Below are 25026 nucleotides of genomic sequence, written 5' to 3' on the forward strand. Positions count from 1 at the left end.
GCGGTGGCATCCGGATCCCCTCACTCCCCTTGCCCGAGAACAGGAGAATTGCCGGGCAGCGCAAGATATCCGCGAAAGTAGCCTCTATTCGGCAATTTTCCTGTTTTCGGCAACGCTCGTGCACCGAAAGCAGGGCACAGCGGGCCCAAGCAGGGCACGGCATATCCAGGCGGGCCCCGACCAAACCCCAGCATCCGGAACATGGCAAAAGCCCAGCATCCGGATGCCACACGAACACCACACCCGGATGCCACACGAACACCCCAGCATCCGGGGGGCGTCATGCCGTCTACGGTTGGGTGTATCCGTAAAAGTCGGTCATTGCGCCGTTCACCCATAGTTCCCACCCGTCGGGCGTGGCGATTCGCAGGGTGCGGTTGTATGCCTCGTCAACGACGACCGCTTCGACGCCGCGGCTCTGCATCTGTTCAGCGACCGCATCGAGATTGCCACGATGCTCCAGCGACAAACCGATGGGATGTTGGTCAGGGTTCGTGGCCGCCGCCATATCGTGCAGCGCAATGGCTCCGCCGCCGTCGACGCGCAATTGCACCCAGGTTCCGGTTTCGGATGCCACCTGAATGGTGAGTCCGAGAGCCTCCAGTGCGTTGCGGGCGGCCGCCACATTCGGGGTAAAGATCAATGGCGCTACCGATACGTCACCGCTGGGGGCGCGCGCCTCACCCACCGCCAGGTTCACTGCGCAAGCGCCGTCGATGGTGATGGTCAATACGTCTCCGATATCGGCCATGCTGCTTGAGCGAACGGGCAGGTTGTGCGCCTCGACCCGCGATTGCACCGACTCCAACTCGGCCTCGTCGCCAACCAGCAACCATATTTCTGCCGTCGTCGCACGCGGATCGCCAGCCGACGCTTCATGCACTGCCAGAGTGCCATCGCCATCGAACTCCGCCCACCCCTGCAAAACATCGCCGCGCGAACGCAAACCACAATCGCGGGCAAGCTGATGCCAAGCATCCGGATGCTGCGTGAAATACACCACCTGCAGTCTCATCATTGGTCTCCTTCAACATAGGCGCGCATGATTTTTTCGACGAGGGCCGACAGTGATGTTCCCTCGTCGATCGCCGCGTGCTTGATCTGCTTGACCAGCGCGGACGGCAGGTAGACGTTGAACTGCACCTTGGCCGCGTCGTCCTTTTCTATCATGCTAGCAATTTAGCACAACGGAGCTCGCCCGGGAGTCGAGGCCCACTTCACTTGATCCACCCATCCCTCGGGCCCACGTTCGCCCGCCCCATTTGGCTCTCCGCCATCTCCCCTTGACCGAGAACAGGAAAATTGCCGAGCGGCGCTCGATATGCGAGAAATCAGCCTCCATTCGGCAATTTTCCTGTTTTCGGCAACCTGCGAGGGCCAAATCCAACCAGCCCCGAACCCAGCCAGCCGAGCCCAAACCAAGCCGAGCCCGAACCAAGCCGAACCAAAATGAGGAGCGGCAGACCCAAGCAGAACGCGGCGAGGGCTCAGCATCCCGAGCATGGCAAGACCCAGCATCCGGATGCCGCACCCTAAACAGGCACTTGACACACACGTCGCCTCCGTGGTTCATTAGTTGAGTAATGAACCACGGAGGCACTGTTTATGTTCGAAGAAGGTCGACCACTCTTCGTTCAGATCGCGCAGCAGATCGAGAACGACATCCTCGACGGAACGTATCCCGAAGAGACTGCGGTGCCTTCCACCAATGAACTGGCCGCTTTTTTGCGGATTAATCCCGCGACCGCTGGCAAAGGGCTCAACCTGCTGGTCGACTCCGGGGTTCTCTACAAGCGGAGGGGTATCGGAATGTTTGTCGCGGCAGGCGCCAAACAGAAACTGCTCGATGACCGTCGAAAAAGCTTCCGTGATGATTTTCTCGCGCCACTCATTCTCGAAGCCCACAAACTCAATATTTCCATCCCGGAGCTCATAGCAATGCTCACGAAGGAGGCCCAATCATGATCGCGATCGAAACGCGTGACCTCGTAAAGACATATAAAGACACCCGTGCCGTTGATGGCGTAACTCTCAGCCTCGAAGAGGGCCGCATTTACGGGCTCCTCGGCCGCAATGGCGCAGGAAAAACGACCCTCATGAAGCTCCTGACTGGGCAGATATTCGCATCTCGCGGCGAGATGAAACTGTTGGGGCAGCATCCGGTAGAAAATGCCGAGGTTCTCGCGCAGACATGCTTTATTCAAGAAAGCCAGCGGTACCCTGACACCTTTCGTGCGCGCGACGTATTCAAAGTGGCAGCTGCCATATATCCGGCTTGGGATTCCGACTTTGCCGAGCAGCTTGTCGAAGATTTTCGACTGCCGGTAAAACGCGGCATGAAAAAACTGTCGCGAGGCCAACTCAGCGCCGTCGGCATCATTGTGGGTCTCGCCTCGCGCGCTCCATTGACATTCTTCGACGAACCCTATTTGGGGCTCGACGCCGTTGCACGACAAAAGTTTTACGACCGGCTCCTCGCCGACTATGCCGAACATCCTCGAACTATCGTGCTCTCAACGCACCATATCGACGAGGCCGCGAACCTGCTCGAACACGTCGTTGTCATTGATGACGGTCATATATTGCTCAACTGCGACACCGATGAGCTACGCGGGTCTGCGCTGCACATCGCGGGCCAATCTGCCGCTGTTGACGCGTTGAGTGCCGACCGTACTGTCTATGCACGCGAGCAGATTGGCGGGCTGGCCTCAGCCACGATCGCGGCACAAGAAGGCGATGCCGAACGGGCGGAAGCATCCGGCCTTACCGTCACTCCCGTGTCGCTCCAAAACCTCATTGTTCATTTGACCACGCAGGCTGAGCGATCTTCCGTCGCTGCATGAAAGGTGTAATTATGCGAACCTCGTCTGTCATAACACTGCACACCTCTAACCGATTCACTGTTATTGGGCAGCCGCTCATGATTGCCGGTTTCTCTTTCAGCGCTGTCGTGATCATCGGAATTATTGGAAATATTGTCGGCAGCAGTAGTGACGTCATCGACATTTATAACGGCATGAAATGGAACGGAGCGATCTTTGCGCTCATCGGACCGCTCATGGGTCTTGGAATCGGCGCCATGACCCAATATTTTCCGCTCGCCACAGGCTTCGGCCTAACCCGCAAAGAATTCGCAGGCGGAACCACGATCGTATTTCTGGCAACAGCACTCGCGTTTGCTGCTTTCGTCACGGTCGGAAAAGTCGTGGAGTCAGTGACCAATGGCTGGTGGCTACATATTCGCTTCTTTAACGTGGTGTACACGGGCCTTGGTCCGGCATGGCAAACTCTCGTGCAGACTTTCCTTATTATCTGCCTCGCGATGTTTATCGGCGCCACGTTAACGACAATGGTGAATCGTTGGGGAACAATCACGCTGTGGGTGTTCTTCGCTGCACTCGCAGTGCTCAGCCTGGTTGTTATCGCACTCGCGACCATAAACCTCGAATTCCACAACTGGATACTCGGGTTACTCAACGCAACATGGTGGCAGGGCATGCTCACGATCGCCGCGCTCACAATTATCGCCGCTGCCAGTTGGCTGGCACTTATGCGAAAAGCGCAGGTTCGGTAGCGGGTTCGGACGACACAGGGGCCTTCGGAGTGGTCCAGGCCGCAGTCTTGGTCTGTTCCATTGACCGAGAACAGGAAAATTGCCGAGCGGCGCAAGATATCCGAGAAATCAGCCTCCATTCGGCAATTTTCCTGTTTTCGGCAACGCGCGAGGGCCGAATCCCAGCAACGCGCGAGGGCCAAAGCCCAGCATCCGGGACGAGGCCGAACCCCAGCATCCGGCACGAGACCAAAGGCCAGAATCCGGCACAGGGCCAAACCCCAGCATCCGGATGCTGCACCCAGGCCGGCCGCTCGAAGCTAGAGTTTCTGTTTGAATCCGGTGTGCGAGGCTTCGAACCCGAGGCGCTCATAAAAGGCGTGTGCTTCGGGTCGGGCTTTGTCGCTGGTGAGTTGCACGAGTGTGGCGCCGTTGTGGCGGCCGTGTTCGATGGCCCAGGCGATCATCGCAGAACCGAGGCCTTGCCCTCGTAGGGCTTCATCAACCCGCACTGCCTCTATGTTGAGTCGGGTGGCTGCGGCCCGGGCCAGGCCCGGTAACAAGGTGAGTTGCATGGTGGCGACGATGTTCTCTTTTTCGTCGGTGACCACGGCGAGGTAGTGCGCTGGGTCGGCGTTGATCGTTCGAAACGCGGTGCGGTATCGTTCGACGTCGCTGTTGCCGGCGGCCATTTCGGCGCGGCGTAGTGGGTCGTTGCTGAGTAGGGCAACGATGGCGTCGAGGTCGGTTTCGGTTGCACGGCGCAGCGTAAATGGGGTGCTATGAACGGTGAGTGTTGTGGGGGCCATACCTCTATGTTCACAGGCTCCGGGTCATAATGCCCGAGTGTCAGTGGTGCCCTCTAGTGTGAGAATGCACTGACGAGGAGAGCCATGTTCTTTCTGCTTGACGACACTGACGCCGACACTGACGCCGGCGCTGACGCCGGCGCCGCAATCGGCAGCGATGCCACTGCTGCCGCTAGGCCACGCTCGCGCCATGTTGTCACGAGCGCTAGTGATCTTACGTCGGCATCGCAGTGCGAGTGGGCGTTTTTGCGTCGCCTCGACGCGAAGCTGGGCCGTATTCCTCCGATTGTCGAAGAGCGTGACGCTATGAACGTGCGCACCTCGGCGTTGGGTGATCAGCATGAAGAGCGCATTTTGCAGCAGTACCGCGAGTTATTTGGCGATGGAGTGGTTGAAATCGCTCGCCCACCCGCGATGACGCGTGGGCATCTTGAGGCCGCGGCCCAGCAAACGCTGGAGGCGTTTCGTCGCGGTGCTGCCGTTGTTTTTCAGGCAACTTTTTGGGACGGCTCTTTTGTTGGTTTCGCCGATTTTATTGTGCGGCGCGACGACGGCAGTTACGAGGTGCAAGACACAAAGCTTGCCCGCTCGGCAAAAATAACGGCGCTGCTGCAGTTGGCAGCCTACGCCGAAAAAATGGCCGAAAACGGTATCCCTGTTAGTCCCACGGCACGACTCATCCTCGGTGACGGCAGTCACAGTGAGCATCGCCTCAGCGACATCCGCCCGGTCTACCGTCGGCGCGTGGCGCGACTACAGAGCATTATTAACACCCGGATGCAGCAGCCCGAGCCGCTTGTCTGGGGCGATGACCTGTACGCAGCATGCGGTCGCTGCGACATATGCGAAGCCGCCGTGCACGAACACCGCGACCTTCTTCTGGTGGCCGGGCTGAGTTTGCGCCAGCGGGAGCGGTTACGAGCCGCCGGTATTACGACGATTGACGGGCTGGCAGCGGCATCCGGCCCTATTCCTGACATCGCCGAGAGCACGTTTCTTTCGCTGCGTGAGCAGGCTCGGCTGCAACTCGAGACCGAGCTCAGCAGCAGCGCCACCGACGCCGAGTCCGCCGCTGCTACGCCCCCTCCTCGTGTGCGGGTGTTTGCTCCAGAGGCGCTCGCCGCTATTCCACCGCCGGATGACGGCGATATCTTTTTCGACTTCGAGGGCGATCCGCTCTATAGCGAGCAGCGCGCCGACGGCACGGTGGAGTGGGGCCTCGATTACCTCTTTGGTCTCATTGAGCCCGACGGCACTTTTCGGGCGTTCTGGGCGCACAGTTTTGCTGAAGAACGCCAAGCGCTGCTCGATTTTCTCGACTATGTGCAGCAGCGTCGGGCCCAGTACCCGGCCATGCACATTTACCACTATGCGTCGTATGAGCGCAGTCATCTGCTGTCGATCGCCGCACGGCACGGTGTGGGGGAAGACGCAGTCGATGAACTCTTGCGCGCCGAGACGCTGGTTGATTTGTACCCGATTGTTCGTCACAGCATCCGGGTGGGTTCGCGTTCGTATTCGATCAAAAAACTCGAACCGCTCTATATGGGCGACGATCACCGCGACGGCGATGTCACGACCGCGGGCGACTCAATTGTTGAATACGCGCGTTTTCGTGAACTGTATGAGGCGGGCAAGAACGGTGATGCCCCTGCGGCGGAAGCTGCACAGAGCATGCTTGCGTCGATCGCCGACTACAACGAATATGACTGCGTTTCTACGCTACGGCTGCGCGACTGGCTTCTCGAACGAGCCGAGCAGGCAGGCGTCACACCGTTTGCCGCGTCAGAGCGCGACGAACTGGTCGTCGAGCCCTCGCCGTTGCATAACGCGCTCCTCGCGTATGCCGGAGACCCTCTCGACACCGGCCGCACGGCCGAGCAGGCAGCCCTCGGTGTGGCGGCCGCCGCGATCGACTACCACCGGCGTGAACAAAAAAGTTTTTGGTGGGGCCATTTCTCTCGCCTCAGCGACCCGATTGAAGACTGGGCCGACACCCGAGACTGCTTCGTGATCGACAACGCTATTGTCGACACCGACTGGTATCGCGAAGGTCGCCAGCGCACTGATCGCCGACTTCTGCTGGTGCACGGCACCTGGGCACCCGGCAGCACGGCCGGCAAGCCCGGCGCAACACCGTATGCCCTCTACGAGCAGCCGTCGCCGTTATCGGGCCCCAACGACAACCCGATCAGCCGTGCAACACGTGTCGTCACCATCCGTGAAATTTTTGACGACGGCCGGATGCTGCTCGAAGAAACCCTCGCCCGCGGTATCGAGCCTTACAGTGCTCTGCCCGTCGCACTCACCCCCGCAAGCCCGCCTAAGCCGGGTACCCAGGTCGACGCCATCGAATGGTGGGGCACCGAGATTGTCGATGCACTCGGCGATGCCGGTATCACCCCGGCATCCGGTCACGAAGAAGTTTGTGCGGCGCTGCCGGCGGAACCCATGCTCGACCTGCTGCGACGCCGGCCCCCACGAACCCACGGCGGGCATCTGCCGCACACGGGCGACAATCTGCGTGATGTGACGGCGGCTGTGCTCGACCTCGACGACTCATATCTTGCCGTGCAGGGCCCGCCCGGCACCGGAAAAACCTATCTTGCCTCGCACCTTATCGCCGAGTTGGTGCGCCGGCACAAATGGAAAATCGGGGTTGTGTCGCAGTCGCACGCGGTCGTAGAAAACGTGCTCAACAGGGTTGTTAGCAGTGCTGACCTCAACCCCGAACTCGTGGTCAAAGCGCCCCGCAATGGCGAAGACGGTGAGGACTGGCCCTTCACGCCCATCGACAAAAACAGTTATCTTACGTTCCACCTCGACCACGAAGCATCCGGCTATGTCATCGGCGGCACCGCGTGGGATTTCAGCAACCCGGCACGGTTCACCAAACGATCCCTTGACCTTCTCGTGGTCGACGAAGCAGGCCAATACTCGCTCGGGTCAACAATTGCGGCGAGCGTGGCAGCACGCAACCTGCTTTTGCTGGGTGACCCGCAACAGTTACCGCAGGTGAGCCAGGGCACGCACCCCGAACCTGTCAATGAGTCTGCACTCGGTTGGGTCAGCAACGGCCACGATGTATTGCCCACCAACTTCGGCTATTTTCTTGCCGAGAGTCGGCGCATGCACGACGCCGTCACGGCCGTTGTGTCTGAGCTGTCGTATGAGGGCGCACTGCACGCACACACCTGTTCGGGCAGTCGCCATCTCGACGGCATAACGCCCGGCCTGTTCATCGACGAGGTCGAGCACAGCGGCAACGCCACTTCGTCGCCCGAAGAAGCCGCGCGGGTCGTTGAACTGGTTGAGCAGTATTTGGGTGCCGCGTGGACGGATCCGGATGCTGGCCGTACCGCCGACCCTCTCACCGAAAACGACATCATTGTCGTCTCGCCGTACAACGCTCAGGTCGCCGAAATTCGTGAGGCACTCGACCGGGCGGGTCACCGCTCCGTGCGTGTCGGCACCGTCGATAAATTTCAAGGTCAAGAAGCAGTTGTTTCGCTCACCAGCCTGGCTGCCTCGGCGCCCGCCGAAGTGCCGCGCGGAATGGGGTTTCTGCTCTTAAAAAACCGGCTCAATGTGTCGATCTCGCGGGCCCAATGGGCAGCGCACCTCATCTTTTCACCCGCGCTCATCGAGTATTTACCGGGTACACCGACAGAACTTGCCCAGTTGAGCGCCTTCATCACCCTGACAGAATCGGCACAGTCCGGCAACGCACGCACCAACCCTGCCTGACCACTAGACAGATTCTCCCCACCGATATATGTTGTAGCTCACAACTTATACCCCATGGAGGGACCCAATGACGCTTACACCCACCCCCACCGACCGGTTCTCGTTCGGCCTCTGGACCATCGGGTACAACGGCACCGACCCCTTCGGTGGCCCCACACGACCCGCACTCGACGTCGTGCACGCCGTCGAAAAGCTTGCCGAACTCGGCGCCTACGGCCTGACCTTTCACGATGACGACCTCTTTGCTTTCGGCTCGACCGACGCCGAGCGCCAGAAGCAGATCGACCGCCTCAAGCAGGCGATGGACGACACCGGCATCGTTGTGCCCATGGTCACGACCAACCTCTTTAGCGCACCGGTATTTAAAGACGGCGGTTTCACCTCGAACGACCGCCAGGTGCGACGCTTTGCACTGCGCAAAGTGCTGCGCAACATCGATCTGGCCGCAGAACTCGGTGCCACCACCTTCGTGATGTGGGGTGGCCGCGAAGGCGCCGAATACGACACTGCAAAAGACGTACAGGCTGCTCTCGAGCGCTATCGCGAAGCCGTCAACCTGCTCGGCCAGTACGTGACCGATAAGGGCTACGACATGCGCTTCGCCATCGAGCCGAAACCTAACGAGCCGCGCGGCGACATCTTGCTTCCCACGCTCGGCCACGCACTCGCCTTTATCGAATCGCTCGAGCGTCCCGAACTGGTGGGCATCAACCCCGAGGTCGGGCATGAGCAGATGGCCGGGCTCAACTTCACTGCCGGAATCGCACAGGCGCTGTACCACGGCAAGCTCTACCACATTGATCTCAACGGGCAGCGCGGTATCAAATACGACCAAGACCTGGTGTTTGGCCACGGCGACCTGCACAATGCTTTCTCGCTCGTCGACCTGCTCGAGCACGGTGGTCCCGGCGGTGTGCCCGCCTATGACGGTCCGCGCCACTTCGACTACAAGCCCAGCCGCACCGAAGACGAATCGGGTGTGTGGGATTCGGCCGCAGCCAATATGCGCATGTACCTGCTGCTGAAAGAGCGGGCGCAGGCTTTCCGTGCCGACCCCGAGGTGCAAGAGGCGTTGGCTGCCGCCAAGGTTTCGGAGCTCGCCGAGCCGACCCTCAACGAGGGTGAAAGCTACGACGATCTGCTGTCCGACCGCGCATCGTACGAAGACTTCGATGCCGACTCCTACTTTGGCAACCGCGGCTTTGGTTTCGTTCGTCTGCACCAGTTGGCAGCCGAACACCTGATGGGCGCACGCTAATGGCTCTGGTCGCCGGCGTCGACTCTTCGACGCAGTCCTGCAAGGTTGTTATTCGCGACGCCGCAACCGGCGCTCTTGTGCGCTCGGGCCGGGCCGCCCATCCGCACGGAACCGAGGTGCATCCGGATGCCTGGTGGCAAGCCCTGCAGTCTGCGATCGACGACGCCGGCGGCCTCGCCGATGTTTCAGCCATCAGCATTGGTGGCCAACAGCACGGCATGGTCGTGCTCGACGAAACAGGCGCCGTTATTCGCCCGGCCCTGCTGTGGAACGATACGCGTTCGGCCGATGCCGCAACCCAACTGACCGCACAGTTTGGGGCCGAAACGTTGGCCGAGCGCACGGGTGTTGTGCCCGTGGCCTCATTCACCGCCACGAAACTGCTGTGGCTGCAACAGAATGAACCCGACACCGCCGCTCGCGTCGCAGCCGTGGCATTACCGCATGACTGGCTCAGTTGGCGGCTGCGCGGCTATGGCCCGCAGGGTGCGCCGGATGCACCGGCAGGGCCACAACTCGATGCCCTCACCACCGACCGTTCCGATGCCTCGGGCACCGCCTACTGGGGCCCGAACGGTTACGACCGCGAGGTGCTCATCGCATCGCTCGGCCACGACGCAATACTGCCCCGAGTGCTCGCCCCACACGAACGGGCCGGAACCACCCGCGACAATACCCTGCGGGGTGTGCCCGCGGGGATTATCGTCGGTGCGGGCGCAGGAGACAACGCTGCCGCAGCTCTTGGCCTTGACGCGCGCCCGGGCGACGTCGTCGTATCGATTGGCACGAGCGGCACCGTTTTTGCTGTCTCTACCACTCGCACAATTGACCCCACGGGCACGGTCGCCGGTTTTGCCGACGCCGCGGGCGACTGGCTGCCGCTGGTGGCAACGCTCAACGCTGCCCGCATTCTTGACACCACCGCGGCCTTGCTCGGAGTCGACCACGACGAACTAGGTGCACTCGCCCTACAGGCCGAACCCGGTGCTGCCGGTCTCGTGCTCGTGCCGTATTTTGAGGGTGAAAGAACCCCCAATCTTCCGGATGCTACCGCCACACTCACCGGCATGACGCTGGCATCGACCACACGGGAGAACCTGGCACGCGCCGCCATCGAAGGCCTGTTCTGTGGCCTTGCGGATGGACTCGATGCTGTGCAGGCCGTGGGTGCCGAAGCGCACCGCCTCCTGCTTATCGGCGGTGCCGCAGCCAACCCCGCGGTGCGCCACATCGCCGCGCAAGTCTTTGATTTGCCACTGGTTGTGCCCTCCCCCGGCGAATACGTGGCCGATGGTGCCGCCCGTCAGGCCGCATGGGCGCTTCAAGGCACGCGCCCCGAGTGGCCACTCGATATCGCCGAAGAGCGGGCTGCCGACACACATCCGGCTATTCGCGCTGCCTACCGACGCGAAACGCTCGCGTTCAACTCTCGGCCGAGCGTGGCGTCTGAACCATCTGCGCCTGCGTAACAATCTTGACCGGTTCGGTGCGCGGTGCCTGCTTTTTGCGCGGCGCATAGACAAACAGTGAGTGGTATACGAACCGGGCGATAAACGCCACGGCCAGTGTGAGCGCGGCCGCAAAAACACTGTGCAGACCCCACACCTCAACCAGCAGTGCTAACACGGGTATACGAATAGCGGCTTCGGCGTTGTTAAACGTAAACGAACGCAAAAAGCGTATCCATCCGCCGGCTGCCTGGGCCCGCAGGTCGTGAAAAACAAAACGCTCCTGCAACAAGAAGTTGCCAATAATGGTGACCTCAGCGCCCACAATGGCCGCCCAAATATAGGGCACACCCCACTGGATCAACAGCCACATAATGCCGAGGTTGGCGACGGCTCCGAGCGCACCAATAAACGCAAACACCGACATTTTTCCGAAGCGCAACCGTGCCAGGTGGGCGAGGAACGTAGCCCCCTGCCGCATGCTCGCCTTCGACGAGCCGCGCTGCCGCTCCGCAAAATCCATCGGCACCTCGGCCATTCGAATCTCGGAGCGCACAAGAATTTCTAGCAGAATCTTAAAACCGCTCGGGCGCAACGCATCGACATCAAACCGGTCGCGGTCGACCAAAAAGAACCCCGTCATCGGGTCGGTGCTGCGCGATAGTCGCAGCGGAAACATCGCCTTGGTAATCGCGGTCGACACACGCGAAACAGCAAACCGCAGCGACGTACCCAAACCGTGCGCGTCACCTTCACCCACATAGCGCGACGCCGCAACCACGTCGACATCACCGCGGGCATAGCGGTCGAGCATCCGGGGAATCAATTCGGGCGGATGCTGCAGATCACCATCGATCACAATGCACAGCCGCCCCCGTGCTCGCCGGAACCCTTCGACCACGGCACCCGACAGCCCGCCAGTACCCCGCTCACGATGATGCATCCGCACGGGCAACGGCGCCGACTCGGCGATACGCCGAACAACATCGGGGGTGTCGTCGGTGCTGTCGTCGACAAAAAGAATCTCGGCCTGCTGCCCCTGCAAGGCAGTCGCCAGCCGACCGACAAGCTCTGCAGCATTGTCTCGCTCGTTATAGGTAGGCACGATGACCGTAATAACAGGGGAGTCGGTCGTGGTGCCGGTGGGGCTCTGGTCCATCACCTCTATCGTTTCACGCTCGACCGGTCTATGCGAAGCCCGGCATCCGGATGCTGTGGTTAACCCCTATTCTGCTGCCTATCCGTCGTGACGGTCGTACCCTAGACATATGACTGCTCCTGCTTCTGACACCATCACCATGTTTGGCGCCGAATGGTGCCACGACTGCCGCCGCACCAAGAAACAGCTCGACGAACTCGGCATCGAGTACACGTACATCGATCTGGTGGCCGAGCCCGCCGCAGCCGATGTTGCAAAAGAGATCTCGGGCCGCACCAATATTCCCGTTGTTGTGTACCCGGATGCCACTCACCACGTTGAACCCTCGAACGCTGACGTCGAGGCAAAACTGCGCGAACTGTCGCTCATTTAACGTTTATGTCGGCGGTCATGCATACAGCGTGGCCGCCGACATAGGCTAGAGGCATCTCGAAGCTACCTGCGCCGAAGGAGGAGCCGATGCCTGCCACGCTCGACGACGATGTGCGTGAGCACCTGGATGGTGCTCTCAACGAACTTGCTGAGGGAGCCCAGTCGTGGGCCCATCTGTCTCTGCGGCAGCGCACCGTGTTGCTGCAGGCGCTGCGCCGCACCATCGCACAGCAGTCGCGCACCTGGGCACGCACCGCCGCACGGTCAAAGGGCCTCGACGACCAGCATCCGCTACGTGGTGAAGAGTGGCTCAGCGGCCCCTATACGGTTCTCGATATGGTCGACGCGCTCATCCGCTCTCTCGAGAAACTGGCCGAGGATAGGAGCCCGCTCGACGGCGTTCGCCTGGATCAGACAGCCAGTGGCCAGATGCGTGCGCATGCTTTTCCGCTCACCGGCATGGATCGCTTTTTGTTGGCCGGGTTTAGCGGCGAAGTGTGGCTGCGCCCGGGCGTGACCGAGACCGAGGCACGTGCGGCAGCAGGTTTAGCGCAGCGCACCCCGCAAGAATCGGGTGGTATCGGCCTGGTTTTGGGCGCAGGAAACATCACATCGATTCCTGTGCTCGACGTTTTTTATGAGCTTTTTGCCCACAACCGGGTGGTGATCCTCAAAGTCAACCCCACGCAAGACGCACTCGTGCCTGTCTATGAGAAGGCTCTGGCACCACTCATCGCCCCCGGCTTCGTGCGCATTGTGCAGGGTGGCGGCGATGTCGGCGAATATTTGACCACGCATAAAGCAGTCGACCATGTGCATATCACCGGTGCCGAAGCCACCTTTAATGCCATCGTGTGGGGTACGGGTGGTGCTGCAACGCGGCGGCGCCGCGAAAACCGGCCCAAACTCAAAAAAAGCATCACGGCAGAGCTCGGCGGCGTATCGCCCATCATTGTTGTTCCGGGCCCGTGGAGCGAGGCCGACCTGCGCTTTCACGCCGAACACATTGCCACCATGCGACTGCAAAACTGTGGCCACAACTGTATTGCTGGCCAGGTGGTCATTGTTTCTGCCGACTGGCCCCAGCGCGAACAATTCGAAATCGAGTTGCGCCGCGCCTACGCTTCGGCACCCGAACGGCTGCTGTGGTACCCGAAAGCTGATGAACGCATGCAGCAGGCTGCCGAGTCGTATCCGGATGCCTGGAAACTGGCCGATCGCCTGCTGGTCGAGGTCGGCCCTGACGACGACGCCACCGACCTGCAGACGACTGAATATTTTGCGCCCGTCCTCGGTGTTGTTTCTCTGCCCGGCACGGGTCAAGAGTTTGTCGACGCCGCCGTCGCACACGCCAACACCCAGCTTCACGGAACACTGGGTGCCAACCTGCTGATCGACCCGGCGACCGAAAAAGCACTCGGCGACGGCTTTGATAACGCCATTGCACGACTGCACTACGGTTCGATAGCGATCAACGCCTGGACCGCGTTCGGGTTCATAATTCCTACCCTCACGTGGGGTGCCTACCCGGGCGGAACACTCGACAACGTCACCAGCGGCATCGGCGTTGTGCACAATGCGCTGCTGCTCGATAACGTCGAACGCTCGGTTATTCGCGGACCCTTCCGGCCATTCCCGCGCGCTCTCGCCGCACCGTTCACCGGTGACCGTTTGACGATACTGCCCACGCCGCCCTGGTTTGTTTCATCACGCACGGGGGCGGAAGTCAGCGAGGGGCTCACCCGGTTCCGGGCGCGCGGAGGCGTGCTCGCGCTGCTGCGAACCCTGGTTTACGCGCTGCGCGCCTAAGAGCTTGCGGCGTCGGCGAGTTGATCTGTTGCCGAACGCAGAGCGCGAGCAATGCCCGGCTCGGATGCCGCATGCCCCGCGTCTTCCACAACAACGAACTGTGCCTCAGGCCACGCCTGGTGCAGCTCCCACGCCGTCATCATCGGCGTGCACATGTCGTAGCGCCCCTGAACAATGACCGCGGGAATGTGACGAATCGCGTCTACACCCGCCAGCAGCTGCCCCTCTTCTAACCAACCACCGTTAATAAAGAAATGATTCTCGATGCGCGCAAACGCAGTGGCGGTGGCCGGCTCGAGCATCCGGTCGACGTTTTCTTGATCGGGCAGCAGCGTAATGGCCGCTGCTTCCCACGCCGACCACGCAAAAGCGGCAGGAACATGCACGGCCGGGTCGGTATCGAAGAGTCGACGATGGAACGCTTCAATCAGATTGTTACGCTCAACCAGAGGAATCGGCGCCACGTATTGGTCCCACAGGTCGGGCAGAACAGCCGCGGCACCACCCTCATAGAACCACTCCAGTTCATGTTTGCGGAGAGTAAAGATGCCCCGCAAAACAAGAGCTGTCACGGCATCCGGATGCGCCTGGGCATAGGCCAACGCAAGGGCACTACCCCACGACCCACCAAACACGTGCCACGCGGTGATCCCTAAGTTTTTGCGCAGCAACTCCATATCGGCCACCAGATGCCACGTGGTGTTGTACCGCAAATCGGCATCGGGCTCACTGGCATGCGGAGTGCTCTTGCCACATCCACGCTGGTCAAAAAGAATGATGCGATACTTTTCGGGATCAAAAAAGCGACGATGCCACGCCTCCGTCGCGCCACCCGGCCCACCGTGCACGAACACGACCGGAATACCCTCAGGGTTTCCGCTCTGCTCCCAGTACATTCGATGGCCATCGCCGATCGGTAGCATCCCCGTCTCATACGGTTCGATCGGCGGATACAGTGCATCCACGTTCATTATTTGCAGCCCCCCGGCCGTATTCACCCCGGTACTGGGGTGTCTCCATACTGCATAACGCTACCCGAGACAAAGCAATTGTCTCGAATACACCGATGTTTGGCGCTAAAGTTCGTTGCCCGCCACGGTAAACGTGTCGCACGAATTCACGCCCTGCGAGAACCCGATAGCAAACCAGCGTTTACGCTGTTCACTCGAGCCATGCGTCCACGATTCAGGGTTCGTCATGCCCGACTGCTGCTGAATATGGTCATCGCCCACAACGGCCGCAGCATTCAAAGCATCTTCGATCTGCTGTTCGGTGGGCGCCAACATATACGGCTGACCGTTGGGGTCTTTCTGCTGTGTCATATCGGCAATAAAAGCACCGGCAAAACAGTCGGCCTGTAATTCCATTCGCACGCTATCGCTCGTCGCACCTGTTGCGCGACTCGGATGCTCTTGCATAATGCCGGTGATGTTTTGAATATGGTGACCATATTCGTGCGCCAGAATATATATTTGCGACAGTTCACCAGCAGAAGCACCAAACTGCTGCCGCAAAATCCCGAAGAACGTCGGATCAATATAGACACCCTCTTCGGGTGGGCAATAAAAAGGCCCCACCGCATTCGACGCCGTACCACACTGCGTCGACGTCGACCCGTCAACAACCGTCAACACCGGTTCGCGATACCCGTCAACATAGTCGGCCCAGAAGTCGTCCAGCACAAGAGACGCCGCCGCAATACGGCAGTCATCGGCCTCGTTAGCGTCGGCCCCCGTCTGGCACTCCGAAATCACAGTGCCCTCCGACTGTGCACCCCCCGAAGGCCCCGCATCAGCACCCCCACCCAAAAACGGGGTGAGATCAACACCGGTAAACATGCTGATAAGCAATACCGCAACGGCGCCCAAACCCACAGCGCCGCCCCCAGCAACGGCAGCAGTACGGCCACGACGCCGCGCCTTGTTGCCGCTGACATCTGCTTTTGGATTGAAGGTCATGTCACGAGATTAGTCGCACGCGCCGGCCCCTGCCGAAAAAACCAGCGGCGGCGTATGCTCAGGCCATGGCGACGACAGTAACAATCACGGGAGCCGGCGGGCAGATCGGATACGCGCTGCTCTTTCGCATTGCCGCGGGCGACCTCCTCGGCAACGACAAGCCTGTGCGGCTTCGGCTACTAGAAATACCCGAAGGGATGAAAGCCGCCGAGGGCGCAGCCATGGAACTGCAAGACTGCGCTTTTCCGCTGCTCGAACACGTTGAAGTCAGCGACGACCCGGCCGTCGCCTTCGACGGCTGCGAACACGCCCTTCTCGTTGGAGCACGGCCACGAGGCCCCGGCATGGAGCGCGCCGATCTGCTCGCTGCCAACGGCGGCATCTTCGCCCCGCAGGGGCGGGCGATTGCCGGGCACGCGGCATCCGGGGTTCGCATTACTGTTGTCGGCAACCCTGCGAACACCAATGCTCTGATTGCGGCGGCTGCAGCCGACGGCCTACCCGCTGAACGTTTTAGTGCGCTCACTCGCCTCGATGAAAACCGTGCTCGCGGTCTGCTGGCCGACGCGCTGCATGTTCCCGTCGGATCGGTGCACCGGCTCCCCATATGGGGCAACCACTCCGCCACGCAATACCCAGACATATCGCACGCAACAGTTGGTGGGCGGCGAGCACTCGATATTTTGCGCGAACGCTTCGACGACGTGCGGCACTGGCTCGATCAAACATTCATCCCTCGCGTCGCTCAACGCGGGGCAGAAATTATCTCTGTACGCGGCTCATCATCGGTAGCCTCGGCAGCCAGTGCCACCCTCGACCATGTTCGCGACTGGACCACAGGAACACGCGACTGGACAAGCGCGGCGGTCGTCTCGCGCGGCGAATACGGTGTGCCAGAAGGGCTCGTGTGCTCTTTTCCTGTTCGTGCCGTAGACGGCCGGTGGGAAGTCATCGAAGGGCTCGAATTGAGCAGTTGGGCGCGTGCCCGCATTGATGCCTCTGTCGCCGAACTCGTGGCAGAACGAGAAGCCGTACGCTCTCTCGGATTCGCTTAGCGGCACGCTGCACGTGCCATGCGCGGCATATATTGGCCGGGCAGGGCAGAATAGAAGGCGGAGGTGCGAAGATGAGCGATCCGACGCCGGAACGCGTGCCCGCAATGGCACACCCAGACAACGCCGTCGACGACGCCGTGACCAGCCCGCTCCACCTTCCCCATGCCGCCGCCGAATGCCCCAAGTGCTTCACGCAGCTGCAACAAAACCGGGATTGGTGGCTAGCAAGACCAGAAGGGTCACGACTCGTCGGCCTCGTCGTCGCGCGCGAAGACATGCCGCCCGTCGTGCAGCAGCGCGAAGACCTCACCCGATTTGGGGTGCCCATAGAAGGGTTTCGCCACCCGGCCCCCGAAATAATGGAAACGTGGGCGCAACGCCTCACGCGCCTGATCGAAACGCTGCATCCGGGAGACGTACTGGTCGTAGCCAATGTGCATGCCCTCGGCACAAACATTGACGAAGAAGCACGCACCGTCGCCGAACTGCGCCGACGCGGCATCATGGTAAAAGTCGTGAGCCACGGTGCGCGGCATCTGGCCGACACGGGGCGTTAGCGGGCACGCGGATCACCTGACCGAAAACAGGAAAATTGCCGGATGCCGGATGAAAACCGTGAAATCATGCGTCATTCGGCAATTCTCCTGTTCTCGGCAACAGCAGCCCGAAAAACAGCGCGCCGGCATGCTTTCTTCCGCCGCAGGGCACAACACGCCGTTAGTGCGATACGAGTAACGGCAAGTCGTGACCGGTCGCGGGCACGCGGGTGCGCGGGCACGCGGGTGCGGGCACGCCGGTACGCGGGCGCGGATACACGGTCCGGGCACGCAGGCGCACCGGCCCCGCAACGATAATGGGGAGTCGACGTCTTTTGTCGACTCCCCATTGTGTGTTCGCTGCTCGTTGAAGCTGCCGCGATTATGGGCCTTGTAACCGTTGCACTCAACGCGCCGAACGTAAACGCTCGGCTACCGCAAGTAAAACTGAAGGCGCCCATTTGCGCGATGGGGAGAAATACCCATGCACGCGTCGCGCTCATGCATCCGGCTATCGCTGGCGCAGAATCGCTTCGGCTCGATGCAAGAAGCCTAGTTTTCTTGATTGCGCCAGTTGGCGTTCCCGGTCGCCGACAATGCCGCGGTCGGCGAGAACGTCAAGGGCAGCCGAACGCGCCTGCAGCAGAGTCTTGCGTTCGTCGGCGGGTAGTTGCCGTACCTGGTAGGTCAGTACGGTTTCGGCGTCGGCGTTGTTGCCCGGCGCAACGTTTTTGGTGGAATATCGCGCCACGATCGCGACAACGAGCGCCACGGCGATGGTGGCCGCGACCGGTGCCGGTGTTAACGCCCACACGGGCACGCTGACCCCGTCGTATCCGGCCCGAGTGGGAAGGCCAACGGTCGCAAATATGCCCATGGTTCCCGCGAATGCAGCATAAACGAGCAGCATCGCATTCCAACGTGCACCGCTACGCAACCAGCGCACCGCCATCACGATGAGCACGACTGCTGTTATGGCAAAGCTCACGGCTGTGCCCGCAATATAGGTGTCGGGGTTGGTGCGTGGAACCGACGCAAGGTAATCGTGTTCGCCATATACAGCAACACCAAAAATGGGTGTGATGATGAGCAGCAGCATCCCGAGAAAAACGAGCACACCCGGTACTCGTTTGTCGCGGTCGGTACCGGTAAGAAAGGCTCGTTCGTCGTCGTCGATCGCCCGCAGAATGTCGGGGTGGTGAGCAAATAGTTGCCGTTCTACACTGCCGAGACGGTAACTGTGGGGTTCGATCTCACGAGCCCACTCCTGCAGCCGCTGGGTCATGCGGGCATCCACGAAACCGACGAAACACACAGGTCAAACAGTGTTTTCATCGCGACGACAGGCGGGTCATCGACCGGAGCATCGGCTGGTCGCATAACAACGGCGGTGAACTGTAATGCGCGGCGCCGCTCACTGCCCGGAATCGGAGTCAAATACACCACGGTGGTGACTCCCAGGTGCTCACCGTCAACGTTTTCCATCGTGTCGCGTTCCATACGCAAAAAACGTTTGTCGTCAAACAGCGGTGTTGCGCCGTGGTTCACAATGGCCGAGCGTACGAGCGCGTCAAGGTTGTCGCTGCCTTCAGCATGCCGGATGCTTGCCATGAGCGAGGCCGGTAACACCAGTGCTCCGCTCCCCTCACGGGGCACAAACATTGCCACGGTCGACTGTTTGCGCATCTGATCGAACGCTTCGCCGGCCATTTTGCGTACGCGAGCATAAATATCGGGGCGGTTGGCCTGCATGAGGCGGTTGCGTACGGCGCCGACCATTCGGGCCTGCTCGTCTTCATCAACGCCTCGCTGCTCCCAGCCGGGAGGAAGCGCGACAGTAAAGTCGGGGTCGGGAACACCACCGAGTTCTTCGCGCAGGCTTATGCGCGCGGGGGGATTCTCGGCATCCGGATGCCTCTCGGCTGCATGTTCTTCGCCCATACTGCGACCCTTTCACAGTTCACTGTGCTCATCAAAGAATTGTGCGCATCAAAGAAGTATGCGCAGCCGTAACCCATCTAAACCGGCCACTGTTCGTTGTCTTCGGCTTCGAGTATTTGGGGCCGGTCGGCGATAAATTCGCTGCCGTCGGCGTAGGTGACGCGCAGCGACTGCACCATGCCGTGCAGGCCGTTCACGATGAGTGAGAGCAGGCTCACGGCCGTCGGTTCAACGTCGACCACAACGGCTTCACGGCCCTGCACGAACACAAATTGCACTCCGAGTGTCGCGCCCTCAGCGTGCTCTTCGGCAACCGGAATTTGCACACCGTAACCCAGACCGTCGGCGTGGTACAGAATGCCATCACCGGGGCCCGGTAGAGGGTGGTCGTCAACCAGGGTTCCGAGCGTCACATGCACGAGCACGCAGGCGGGCGCAGGCGCGGGCCATACAAGGAACATGTATTCATCGCGCTCACGGCGGCTCTCCAGCCCGCGGTACAGTGCGAGCCGCGCAAGCTGGTCTTGGTCGTGCGTCCACCCAGCGGGCATTGCCGCAGCAAGCTCTTGCGCGCTCTGATCAATCCACTCCTGCGCGTGCGCGCTGTCGGCGTCGAGCGCAGGAACAAGAAGCCAACCACTATCGACCGTGGACAAATGCAGTGTGGGCTCCGGATGCTGCGGTACTACGGTCACTTAAATATGGCTCCTACCCAGGGGAACAGTGTGCTCGGCTTTTGATCACTGTTCCCAGTCCAGGTGGCAATCTTATCGATGCTCTTCCACGGGCCGCTGAAGAGGCTGAACCCGAACTCCCATGACGCCGAGAATTTGCTACCGTCGGTGAGCATTTTTTCGGTGAGCTCCGTGAACTTATTGGTGTCTTTACCAAACAAGAACCGGGTCATCACGTCGCCGGGGCCCGTGGGGTTGTTGTGTTTAAAGAGGTCCCAGGCGGCACGCCCGCCACCTTTCCAGCCACCGCCACCGGCGTGGAATGCGTCGCGCAAGAACCGGCCCTCTTGTGCTGCGTTTGACCATGAGCTGGGTTTAAAGGCCTTAAAACCATCGCCCGCAAATTCGACGGCACCACTGCGGCCATTAGCCAGTTTTCCGATGCTACCGAAGGGTATAACGCCAATAATTGCTAAGACCATATCGGTCCATCCCGCATCACCACGTATGAATTGATAGGTGGTGAGCACCAGCGTGGCGATGGCAATGATCGAACCGATAAGCGCAAGAATCGGTCCGCCGATAAGAATGGCAAGAACGCCGACAACGATTCCGGCCCATTTCAGTACCACGAGCATCGAGGCAACAAAGCCGTCGACGTTGTCCCAGAAGCTGTCTTGAATACCGTCGCTGAGTACGTCGCCGATGTCGTCGGCTGCAGCATCGAAGGCTGCCTGCCAGTCATCGACGTAGTCGTCGTATTTTTTGCCGGATGCCTGAAAGTCTTCCCACAACTGCTGCCGCCGCTGATCCTGCGCCTGCTGTGCGCTCACCTCAGCAGCGTCTTCGCTATCGGCTTTATCCCACGAGGGGCGGTCACCAGCAAGGTATCCGGGTGCGTTGAAGTACGCCTCCCACCGGTCACGGCACTCGTCGACCGTGCAGTTAATCGAGGGCTGCAGGTCGGCGAGCGCGTGGCCGTATCGCGTCAATATGGGCCCGGTGGCACCATACATGCGGGCGACCTGCTCGAGCTCCACGTGGGTGTCGCCCACGATCTCTTGCAGCTTCTCAGCGGCGGCGCCTTTCTGGCCCGCCGTGTCGTCTGCCAGGCGCTTCAGAAACATGGCGCTGGCACTCATGTCGTCCGCGAAGCTTGTAATGTCGTTGCCCCGCTGAATAATTGGTCCTGGTTCGCCATCGACCTCGCGAATAAAACGGCCCTGAGGGCTAAAAATCGCCATGTGTTTACCCTCCGCCTCTGCTACTTCTGGTCGACTTCTGCAGTCACATCGATCTCAAGCTGCGCGGCCGTCTCGACGTCCCACTCTTCAACTCCGTCGAGCACACCCTGCACGTGCTCCTGCACTTTTTTGATCTCGTCGGTCAGACTGCTACGGCGGTCATCCCACTGTTTTTCGAAGTCTCCCGCCCGGTTGCGCAGTTTGCCCTGATCGAGCGGAAAATCAATCGCCGACTGCAGCTCTTTACGCGCACTGCGCGCGCCGTCAAGCTCATCAATCACGCGAAGAAGCTGCTCGTTGACAGCCTTCAGGTCGTCATACCTAATCAATATGCCGTCACCCACGAAGAGCTCCTTCCTGCCCAGTCAACTCATACTGTAGGCAGCAGCGTCTTTCGCGGCGATGGGGAGGATTCCCCATCGCTCACGCGCCTTACTGTGAGGGGCGCACGGGCGGGTCGGAAACAACCGGTTGCGGGTCGACAGGGGTACCGTCGCGGTCGTAGTATTCGGGCCCACCGGGAGGGAAATAAAACTGGGGCGCAGCATCCGGAGTCTCGGTCGCTGGCACACGACGCCACGAACCATGTTCATCGGTACCAAAAATCATGGTCGATAATTCTGCTGCCGACCCCGGCAAACAGTCGGTACGAGCAGTGACCCGGATGCTGCCCGTAGCCGGATACACCGTAACAACGGCCCGACCCACAATTGGGTCTTCGGCGATCACGTTGCGCTCTTCACGCTCACCCTCACCAAAACGGGTGACTTCGGTCGAAAACCCGTGCCGTTCAAATGCGGCGAGAGCCGCCACCTCGATACCGTCGGGGTCGGCGTCGTCCAGTTGCACCGTGCGCACGTAGTTGAAGAAATGACCGAACGTGTCGCCATCGATCTGACACGACGACGGATCGGCACCATAAGCGCCCTGATCCACCTGCCACGTGCCCTCATAAACCGACATGAGTACGTCGTGCATCACCGCGAAAGAAGCATGAAACCGCGCCGAGGCCGCATCATAGAGCGCATCGGCCGCGGGGGCGGAGTTTGCTGAGCTGCATCCGGTCATGATCAACACCAATCCGGCGGTAAGCGCCACGAGTCGGGTACGCAATCGAATATGCATGGTTATTAGAAACGATACGGGTCAAACGGCATCCAGTCGGGCAGATCCCAGAACCCGCTCTTGCTACCTTCACCGCCACTGACCGTGCCCGGGCGACCATCGCGAATGATTTCTTTAATGTTGTAGAACGATTCTGTGCCCGGCATAAAGTAGCCCGAGTTGGGGTTTTTGTTGCCGAACAGCCCTTTTCCGCCGTAGTGCGCCCCGTGGCCCGTGCTCGGATTGAGATGGTTGCCGTCACGGTCGTACCCGCCATCGCTGTCAAAAAGGGTCGTGCCCGGAAGCGTCTCGGGAACAACCCCGTGACCAAAGCTCGAATCCCGACCAAAACGGGCGAGGCCGTCATCGTGGGCAATCGTGGCAAAAATCTGTGTTCCCTTGCGCAGGTTCTCCAGCACCTCTGTGTTGTCAGGAAAACCAGCAGAGCCCGCCACAATAAACCGGTCAACACCCAGGCCGTCGGCCGCAGACCCAATCGCAAGCGCAGCCATTGTGCTGCCATACGAGTGCGCGATCACATTCACTTCGGCACGTGGATACAGTGAGTCCAGGCCCAGCAGGAATCCGCGTAGCGCTGCCGCGCCATCGATAGCGCGGTCCATAAACGGTTCTTCAGGAATATTGGGCGAGTCATAACCGAACCACACGATCGCCGCCGACCCCGGCCCCACATGATCATTGAGGTCACGGGCCGACATGCCCCAGTCACCCATTCCGCGGACGTTCGAGTTCATACCGGGCACAAACACGCTCACGTCTGTTGCGTTCTCAATATCTCCGTATGCGATTGCCGCGGTCACCTGCGCTGAACCATCAGGATCAAAGCTGACCAAGCGCGGCACAGGCGGACCCTTGCCCATCTCTTGCCAGATCGCATCAATCTGGCTGCGCACAGGCTCTTCTGTACCCGCCTCATGCAGTCGCCGCAAATGCTCATAGTTGGCATCAGCGCGCACATCAAGCGGAATACCGTCAAGGTTGCCAATAATCTCCGGATGCACGCGGGCCAGCTCGTCGTGCAGTTCGGGGTGATCACGCCACAGGCGATACACCTCTTCGGGCGTATCGGCCGCCAGCAGCGCATCGAGCAGATCACGCCCATCAGCGCTCACGTAACGGTGTTGCCCCTCGGCCAGCATCGACAGAGCGCGGTCATAGGCCGCATCCCATGCCGAGTAATACCGCTCATACTCTTCCCACAGCGCATCCAGACGTGCACGGGCAGCGTCACGAACGGCGATAGCGTCTTGCGCATCTTCGCGGGCTTTTTCAGCATCCGGATGCTCCGCATCGAGCCATCGCACGCGGTCTGACTCCCCCGCAGCCGTCGCCGCATGCTGACGCCACTGGGCATGCGCGTCTTCAATTTCGCCAATCATGCCGTTGGCTCGCACCGCCGACTCGTTATACGCATCGGCATACTGCTCGAGCACACTCTGCAACAGTTCTGCCTCACTGATATCGGCCGGCATGACCGACCGCAACGACCGCGCGTCACGCCGCGCCGCCGAAACCGCCTTACCCCTGCCGTCGAGCAGTGTCGTCTGCGAAGCTGAATCTTTCAGATCAGTGAGCCGGGCAGCAAGCCGCTCGAAAACACCCGCCCAATACGCCATAGACCCGGCGTCACCAACAATTCGTTCGAGCGGATAACCATAATTGGGTGATGTGAGAGCCACAGTTACTGGTCTCCCTGCAATTCAGCATCAAGCTCGTTATAGCGGAATGCGATGCTCTCCACATTGCTTGCCAGGTTCGATGCCGCCTCAACACGCTGCAACACCGTGTCATGCAACTGAGTGAGACGCCTACGCATCTCTAACCGCAGCCCGGGCCGCTGAGCAGGATTTTCAATACCCGTGTCGTCGCCCGAAACCTCAGAATTTTGCAGCAGCAGATAATACGCGTCATCGCGCAAACGCTGCCCCGCATTCAAAAGATCGGCATAAAAGATGTCTACATCGCCCACCCTGGCACCTCACCATTCGAATACGCGACCGTGCGAACACGCTTTCAAACTAGCGGGCGGCAGGCGCTGAGGGTATGGGGAGGATTCCCCATCGTGACGGGGTGGACTGGGGGGTGAGTGGGGGGGCTGGGGTGCGTGGTGGGCTGGGGTGCTTGGTGGGCTGGGTAGCAGCATCCGGGAACAAGAAAGGGGGACGGCTAGGCCATCCCCCTTTTCGCGACTCCTCCGGTCGCGATCGCCGATCAACCGCCGGCGAGCTGCTGATCCAGATCCTGAATCGCACGCATCATGCCCAGAAGAGCCTCAGACATGTCATTAATACCATCCACAGCATTCTTCAAACCGCTCGTGAGCTCGCCATAACCCTCA

General features: G+C 60.5%; 25 protein-coding genes. 10 read left to right on the forward strand and 15 right to left on the reverse strand.

What is annotated here, in order from left to right; all coding sequences use genetic code 11:
* Positions 1-20: 20 nt before the first annotated feature.
* From ACQUSW_RS11630 to ACQUSW_RS11640, 3 genes are read right to left on the reverse strand one after another with little or no spacing between them, the layout of a single operon-like run.
* Complete coding sequence (locus ACQUSW_RS11630) at positions 21-284, reverse strand: hypothetical protein (protein WP_428932464.1); 264 nt, start codon at positions 282-284, stop codon at positions 21-23.
* A 5-nt stretch (positions 285-289) separates the two neighbouring features.
* Positions 290-1018 (reverse strand): VOC family protein, encoded by a 729-nt coding sequence (locus ACQUSW_RS11635; protein WP_428932465.1) that lies wholly within the window; start codon positions 1016-1018, stop codon positions 290-292.
* Positions 1015-1170 (reverse strand): ribbon-helix-helix domain-containing protein, encoded by a 156-nt coding sequence (locus tag ACQUSW_RS11640; RefSeq protein ID WP_428932466.1) that lies wholly within the window; start codon positions 1168-1170, stop codon positions 1015-1017. Before ACQUSW_RS11640 ends, ACQUSW_RS11635 begins: the two co-directional genes overlap by 4 nt.
* A 435-nt stretch (positions 1171-1605) precedes the next feature.
* On the opposite strand from ACQUSW_RS11640, the gene ACQUSW_RS11645 reads away from it, so the two are divergent.
* The 3 genes from ACQUSW_RS11645 to ACQUSW_RS11655 are packed head-to-tail and all read left to right on the forward strand — an operon-like array spanning position 1606 to position 3574.
* A complete protein-coding gene (locus ACQUSW_RS11645; RefSeq protein ID WP_428932467.1) occupies positions 1606-1965 on the forward strand; it encodes a GntR family transcriptional regulator in 360 nt (119 codons plus the stop codon).
* Positions 1962-2843: an ABC transporter ATP-binding protein gene (locus tag ACQUSW_RS11650; protein WP_428932468.1), complete on the forward strand. Its 882-nt coding sequence runs from the start codon at positions 1962-1964 to the stop codon at positions 2841-2843. Before ACQUSW_RS11645 ends, ACQUSW_RS11650 begins: the two co-directional genes overlap by 4 nt.
* 11 nt (positions 2844-2854) lie before the next feature.
* Positions 2855-3574, forward strand: a complete 720-nt coding sequence (locus tag ACQUSW_RS11655) for a hypothetical protein (protein ID WP_428932469.1) — start codon at positions 2855-2857, stop codon at positions 3572-3574.
* A gap of 299 nt (positions 3575-3873) precedes the next feature.
* On the opposite strand, the gene ACQUSW_RS11660 is transcribed toward ACQUSW_RS11655, so the two are convergent.
* On the reverse strand, positions 3874-4362 hold the full coding sequence (locus tag ACQUSW_RS11660) for a GNAT family N-acetyltransferase (protein ID WP_428932470.1): 489 nt from the start codon (positions 4360-4362) through the stop codon (positions 3874-3876).
* 84 nt (positions 4363-4446) lie between these two features.
* On the opposite strand from ACQUSW_RS11660, the gene ACQUSW_RS11665 reads away from it, so the two are divergent.
* The 3 genes from ACQUSW_RS11665 (at position 4447) to xylB (ending at position 10836) form a co-directional block, all read left to right on the forward strand.
* Positions 4447-8109: a TM0106 family RecB-like putative nuclease gene (locus ACQUSW_RS11665; protein WP_428932471.1), complete on the forward strand. Its 3663-nt coding sequence runs from the start codon at positions 4447-4449 to the stop codon at positions 8107-8109.
* Between the two features lie 67 nt (positions 8110-8176).
* Entirely contained in the window at positions 8177-9367 is a 1191-nt protein-coding gene (gene xylA / locus ACQUSW_RS11670; RefSeq protein ID WP_428932472.1) for a xylose isomerase, read from the forward strand.
* Positions 9367-10836, forward strand: a complete 1470-nt coding sequence (gene xylB, locus ACQUSW_RS11675; RefSeq protein WP_428932473.1) for a xylulokinase — start codon at positions 9367-9369, stop codon at positions 10834-10836. Before xylA ends, xylB begins: the two co-directional genes overlap by 1 nt.
* Here xylB and ACQUSW_RS11680 read toward each other — a convergent pair.
* Positions 10790-11974, reverse strand: coding sequence for a glycosyltransferase (locus ACQUSW_RS11680; RefSeq protein WP_428932474.1), 1185 nt, complete (start codon positions 11972-11974; stop codon positions 10790-10792). The genes xylB and ACQUSW_RS11680 overlap by 47 nt on opposite strands.
* 109 nt (positions 11975-12083) lie before the next feature.
* On the opposite strand from ACQUSW_RS11680, the gene ACQUSW_RS11685 reads away from it, so the two are divergent.
* Together ACQUSW_RS11685 and ACQUSW_RS11690 are read left to right on the forward strand one after the other, a co-directional pair.
* Positions 12084-12347, forward strand: coding sequence for a glutaredoxin family protein (locus ACQUSW_RS11685; protein ID WP_428932475.1), 264 nt, complete (start codon positions 12084-12086; stop codon positions 12345-12347).
* An 86-nt stretch (positions 12348-12433) separates the two neighbouring features.
* Complete coding sequence (locus ACQUSW_RS11690; RefSeq protein ID WP_428932476.1) at positions 12434-14155, forward strand: aldehyde dehydrogenase family protein; 1722 nt, start codon at positions 12434-12436, stop codon at positions 14153-14155.
* Here the strand turns inward: ACQUSW_RS11690 and pip are convergent.
* Together pip and ypfJ are read right to left on the reverse strand one after the other, a co-directional pair.
* Positions 14152-15126 (reverse strand): prolyl aminopeptidase, encoded by a 975-nt coding sequence (pip, locus tag ACQUSW_RS11695; RefSeq protein ID WP_428932477.1) that lies wholly within the window; start codon positions 15124-15126, stop codon positions 14152-14154. The genes ACQUSW_RS11690 and pip overlap by 4 nt on opposite strands.
* A 105-nt stretch (positions 15127-15231) precedes the next feature.
* Entirely contained in the window at positions 15232-16113 is an 882-nt protein-coding gene (gene ypfJ / locus ACQUSW_RS11700; protein ID WP_428932478.1) for a KPN_02809 family neutral zinc metallopeptidase, read from the reverse strand.
* A gap of 65 nt (positions 16114-16178) precedes the next feature.
* Between ypfJ and ACQUSW_RS11705 the strand changes: the two genes are divergently transcribed.
* A complete protein-coding gene (locus ACQUSW_RS11705) occupies positions 16179-17168 on the forward strand; it encodes a malate dehydrogenase (protein WP_428932479.1) in 990 nt (329 codons plus the stop codon).
* Positions 17169-17239: 71 nt separating this feature from the next.
* Complete coding sequence (locus tag ACQUSW_RS11710) at positions 17240-17725, forward strand: recombinase family protein (RefSeq protein ID WP_428932480.1); 486 nt, start codon at positions 17240-17242, stop codon at positions 17723-17725.
* Between the two features lie 490 nt (positions 17726-18215).
* On the opposite strand, the gene ACQUSW_RS11715 is transcribed toward ACQUSW_RS11710, so the two are convergent.
* The 8 genes from ACQUSW_RS11715 to ACQUSW_RS11750 form a co-directional block, all read right to left on the reverse strand.
* Positions 18216-18989: a hypothetical protein gene (locus tag ACQUSW_RS11715; protein ID WP_428932481.1), complete on the reverse strand. Its 774-nt coding sequence runs from the start codon at positions 18987-18989 to the stop codon at positions 18216-18218.
* Complete coding sequence (locus ACQUSW_RS11720; protein WP_428932482.1) at positions 18986-19645, reverse strand: hypothetical protein; 660 nt, start codon at positions 19643-19645, stop codon at positions 18986-18988. The genes ACQUSW_RS11715 and ACQUSW_RS11720 overlap by 4 nt, the downstream gene beginning before the upstream one ends.
* 77 nt (positions 19646-19722) lie before the next feature.
* Entirely contained in the window at positions 19723-20340 is a 618-nt protein-coding gene (locus ACQUSW_RS11725) for a hypothetical protein (RefSeq protein WP_428932483.1), read from the reverse strand.
* Positions 20337-21563, reverse strand: coding sequence for a hypothetical protein (locus ACQUSW_RS11730; RefSeq protein ID WP_428932484.1), 1227 nt, complete (start codon positions 21561-21563; stop codon positions 20337-20339). Before ACQUSW_RS11730 ends, ACQUSW_RS11725 begins: the two co-directional genes overlap by 4 nt.
* A 20-nt stretch (positions 21564-21583) precedes the next feature.
* Positions 21584-21907 carry a hypothetical protein gene (locus tag ACQUSW_RS11735; protein WP_428932485.1) on the reverse strand — a complete coding sequence of 108 codons (324 nt, stop codon included), beginning with the start codon at positions 21905-21907 and terminating at the stop codon, positions 21584-21586.
* Between the two features lie 88 nt (positions 21908-21995).
* On the reverse strand, positions 21996-22688 hold the full coding sequence (locus ACQUSW_RS11740; RefSeq protein WP_428932486.1) for a hypothetical protein: 693 nt from the start codon (positions 22686-22688) through the stop codon (positions 21996-21998).
* A gap of 5 nt (positions 22689-22693) precedes the next feature.
* Positions 22694-24367, reverse strand: a complete 1674-nt coding sequence (locus ACQUSW_RS11745) for an alpha/beta hydrolase (protein ID WP_428932487.1) — start codon at positions 24365-24367, stop codon at positions 22694-22696.
* Positions 24368-24369: 2 nt separating this feature from the next.
* A complete protein-coding gene (locus ACQUSW_RS11750) occupies positions 24370-24657 on the reverse strand; it encodes a hypothetical protein (RefSeq protein ID WP_428932488.1) in 288 nt (95 codons plus the stop codon).
* Between the last annotated feature and the right edge of the window lie 369 nt (positions 24658-25026).

The organism is Microbacterium luticellae, assembly GCF_050408645.1.
Taxonomy (GTDB): domain Bacteria; phylum Actinomycetota; class Actinomycetes; order Actinomycetales; family Microbacteriaceae; genus Microbacterium.

What these genes read in the sequence shown, in the direction of transcription:
- ACQUSW_RS11630 (WP_428932464.1), bottom strand. Translation starts at nt 284, where the DNA reads ATGACGCCCCCCGGATGCTGGGGTGTTCGTGTGGCATCCGGGTGTGGT.
- ACQUSW_RS11635 (WP_428932465.1), bottom strand. Translation starts at nt 1,018, where the DNA reads ATGATGAGACTGCAGGTGGTGTATTTCACGCAGCATCCGGATGCTTGG.
- ACQUSW_RS11640 (WP_428932466.1), bottom strand. Translation starts at nt 1,170, where the DNA reads ATGATAGAAAAGGACGACGCGGCCAAGGTGCAGTTCAACGTCTACCTG.
- ACQUSW_RS11645 (WP_428932467.1), top strand. Translation starts at nt 1,606, where the DNA reads ATGTTCGAAGAAGGTCGACCACTCTTCGTTCAGATCGCGCAGCAGATC.
- ACQUSW_RS11650 (WP_428932468.1), top strand. Translation starts at nt 1,962, where the DNA reads ATGATCGCGATCGAAACGCGTGACCTCGTAAAGACATATAAAGACACC.
- ACQUSW_RS11655 (WP_428932469.1), top strand. Translation starts at nt 2,855, where the DNA reads ATGCGAACCTCGTCTGTCATAACACTGCACACCTCTAACCGATTCACT.
- ACQUSW_RS11660 (WP_428932470.1), bottom strand. Translation starts at nt 4,362, where the DNA reads ATGGCCCCCACAACACTCACCGTTCATAGCACCCCATTTACGCTGCGC.
- ACQUSW_RS11665 (WP_428932471.1), top strand. Translation starts at nt 4,447, where the DNA reads ATGTTCTTTCTGCTTGACGACACTGACGCCGACACTGACGCCGGCGCT.
- xylA (WP_428932472.1), top strand. Translation starts at nt 8,177, where the DNA reads ATGACGCTTACACCCACCCCCACCGACCGGTTCTCGTTCGGCCTCTGG.
- xylB (WP_428932473.1), top strand. Translation starts at nt 9,367, where the DNA reads ATGGCTCTGGTCGCCGGCGTCGACTCTTCGACGCAGTCCTGCAAGGTT.
- ACQUSW_RS11680 (WP_428932474.1), bottom strand. Translation starts at nt 11,974, where the DNA reads ATGGACCAGAGCCCCACCGGCACCACGACCGACTCCCCTGTTATTACG.
- ACQUSW_RS11685 (WP_428932475.1), top strand. Translation starts at nt 12,084, where the DNA reads ATGACTGCTCCTGCTTCTGACACCATCACCATGTTTGGCGCCGAATGG.
- ACQUSW_RS11690 (WP_428932476.1), top strand. Translation starts at nt 12,434, where the DNA reads ATGCCTGCCACGCTCGACGACGATGTGCGTGAGCACCTGGATGGTGCT.
- pip (WP_428932477.1), bottom strand. Translation starts at nt 15,126, where the DNA reads ATGAACGTGGATGCACTGTATCCGCCGATCGAACCGTATGAGACGGGG.
- ypfJ (WP_428932478.1), bottom strand. Translation starts at nt 16,113, where the DNA reads ATGACCTTCAATCCAAAAGCAGATGTCAGCGGCAACAAGGCGCGGCGT.
- ACQUSW_RS11705 (WP_428932479.1), top strand. Translation starts at nt 16,179, where the DNA reads ATGGCGACGACAGTAACAATCACGGGAGCCGGCGGGCAGATCGGATAC.
- ACQUSW_RS11710 (WP_428932480.1), top strand. Translation starts at nt 17,240, where the DNA reads ATGAGCGATCCGACGCCGGAACGCGTGCCCGCAATGGCACACCCAGAC.
- ACQUSW_RS11715 (WP_428932481.1), bottom strand. Translation starts at nt 18,989, where the DNA reads ATGACCCAGCGGCTGCAGGAGTGGGCTCGTGAGATCGAACCCCACAGT.
- ACQUSW_RS11720 (WP_428932482.1), bottom strand. Translation starts at nt 19,645, where the DNA reads ATGGGCGAAGAACATGCAGCCGAGAGGCATCCGGATGCCGAGAATCCC.
- ACQUSW_RS11730 (WP_428932484.1), bottom strand. Translation starts at nt 21,563, where the DNA reads ATGGCGATTTTTAGCCCTCAGGGCCGTTTTATTCGCGAGGTCGATGGC.
- ACQUSW_RS11740 (WP_428932486.1), bottom strand. Translation starts at nt 22,688, where the DNA reads ATGCATATTCGATTGCGTACCCGACTCGTGGCGCTTACCGCCGGATTG.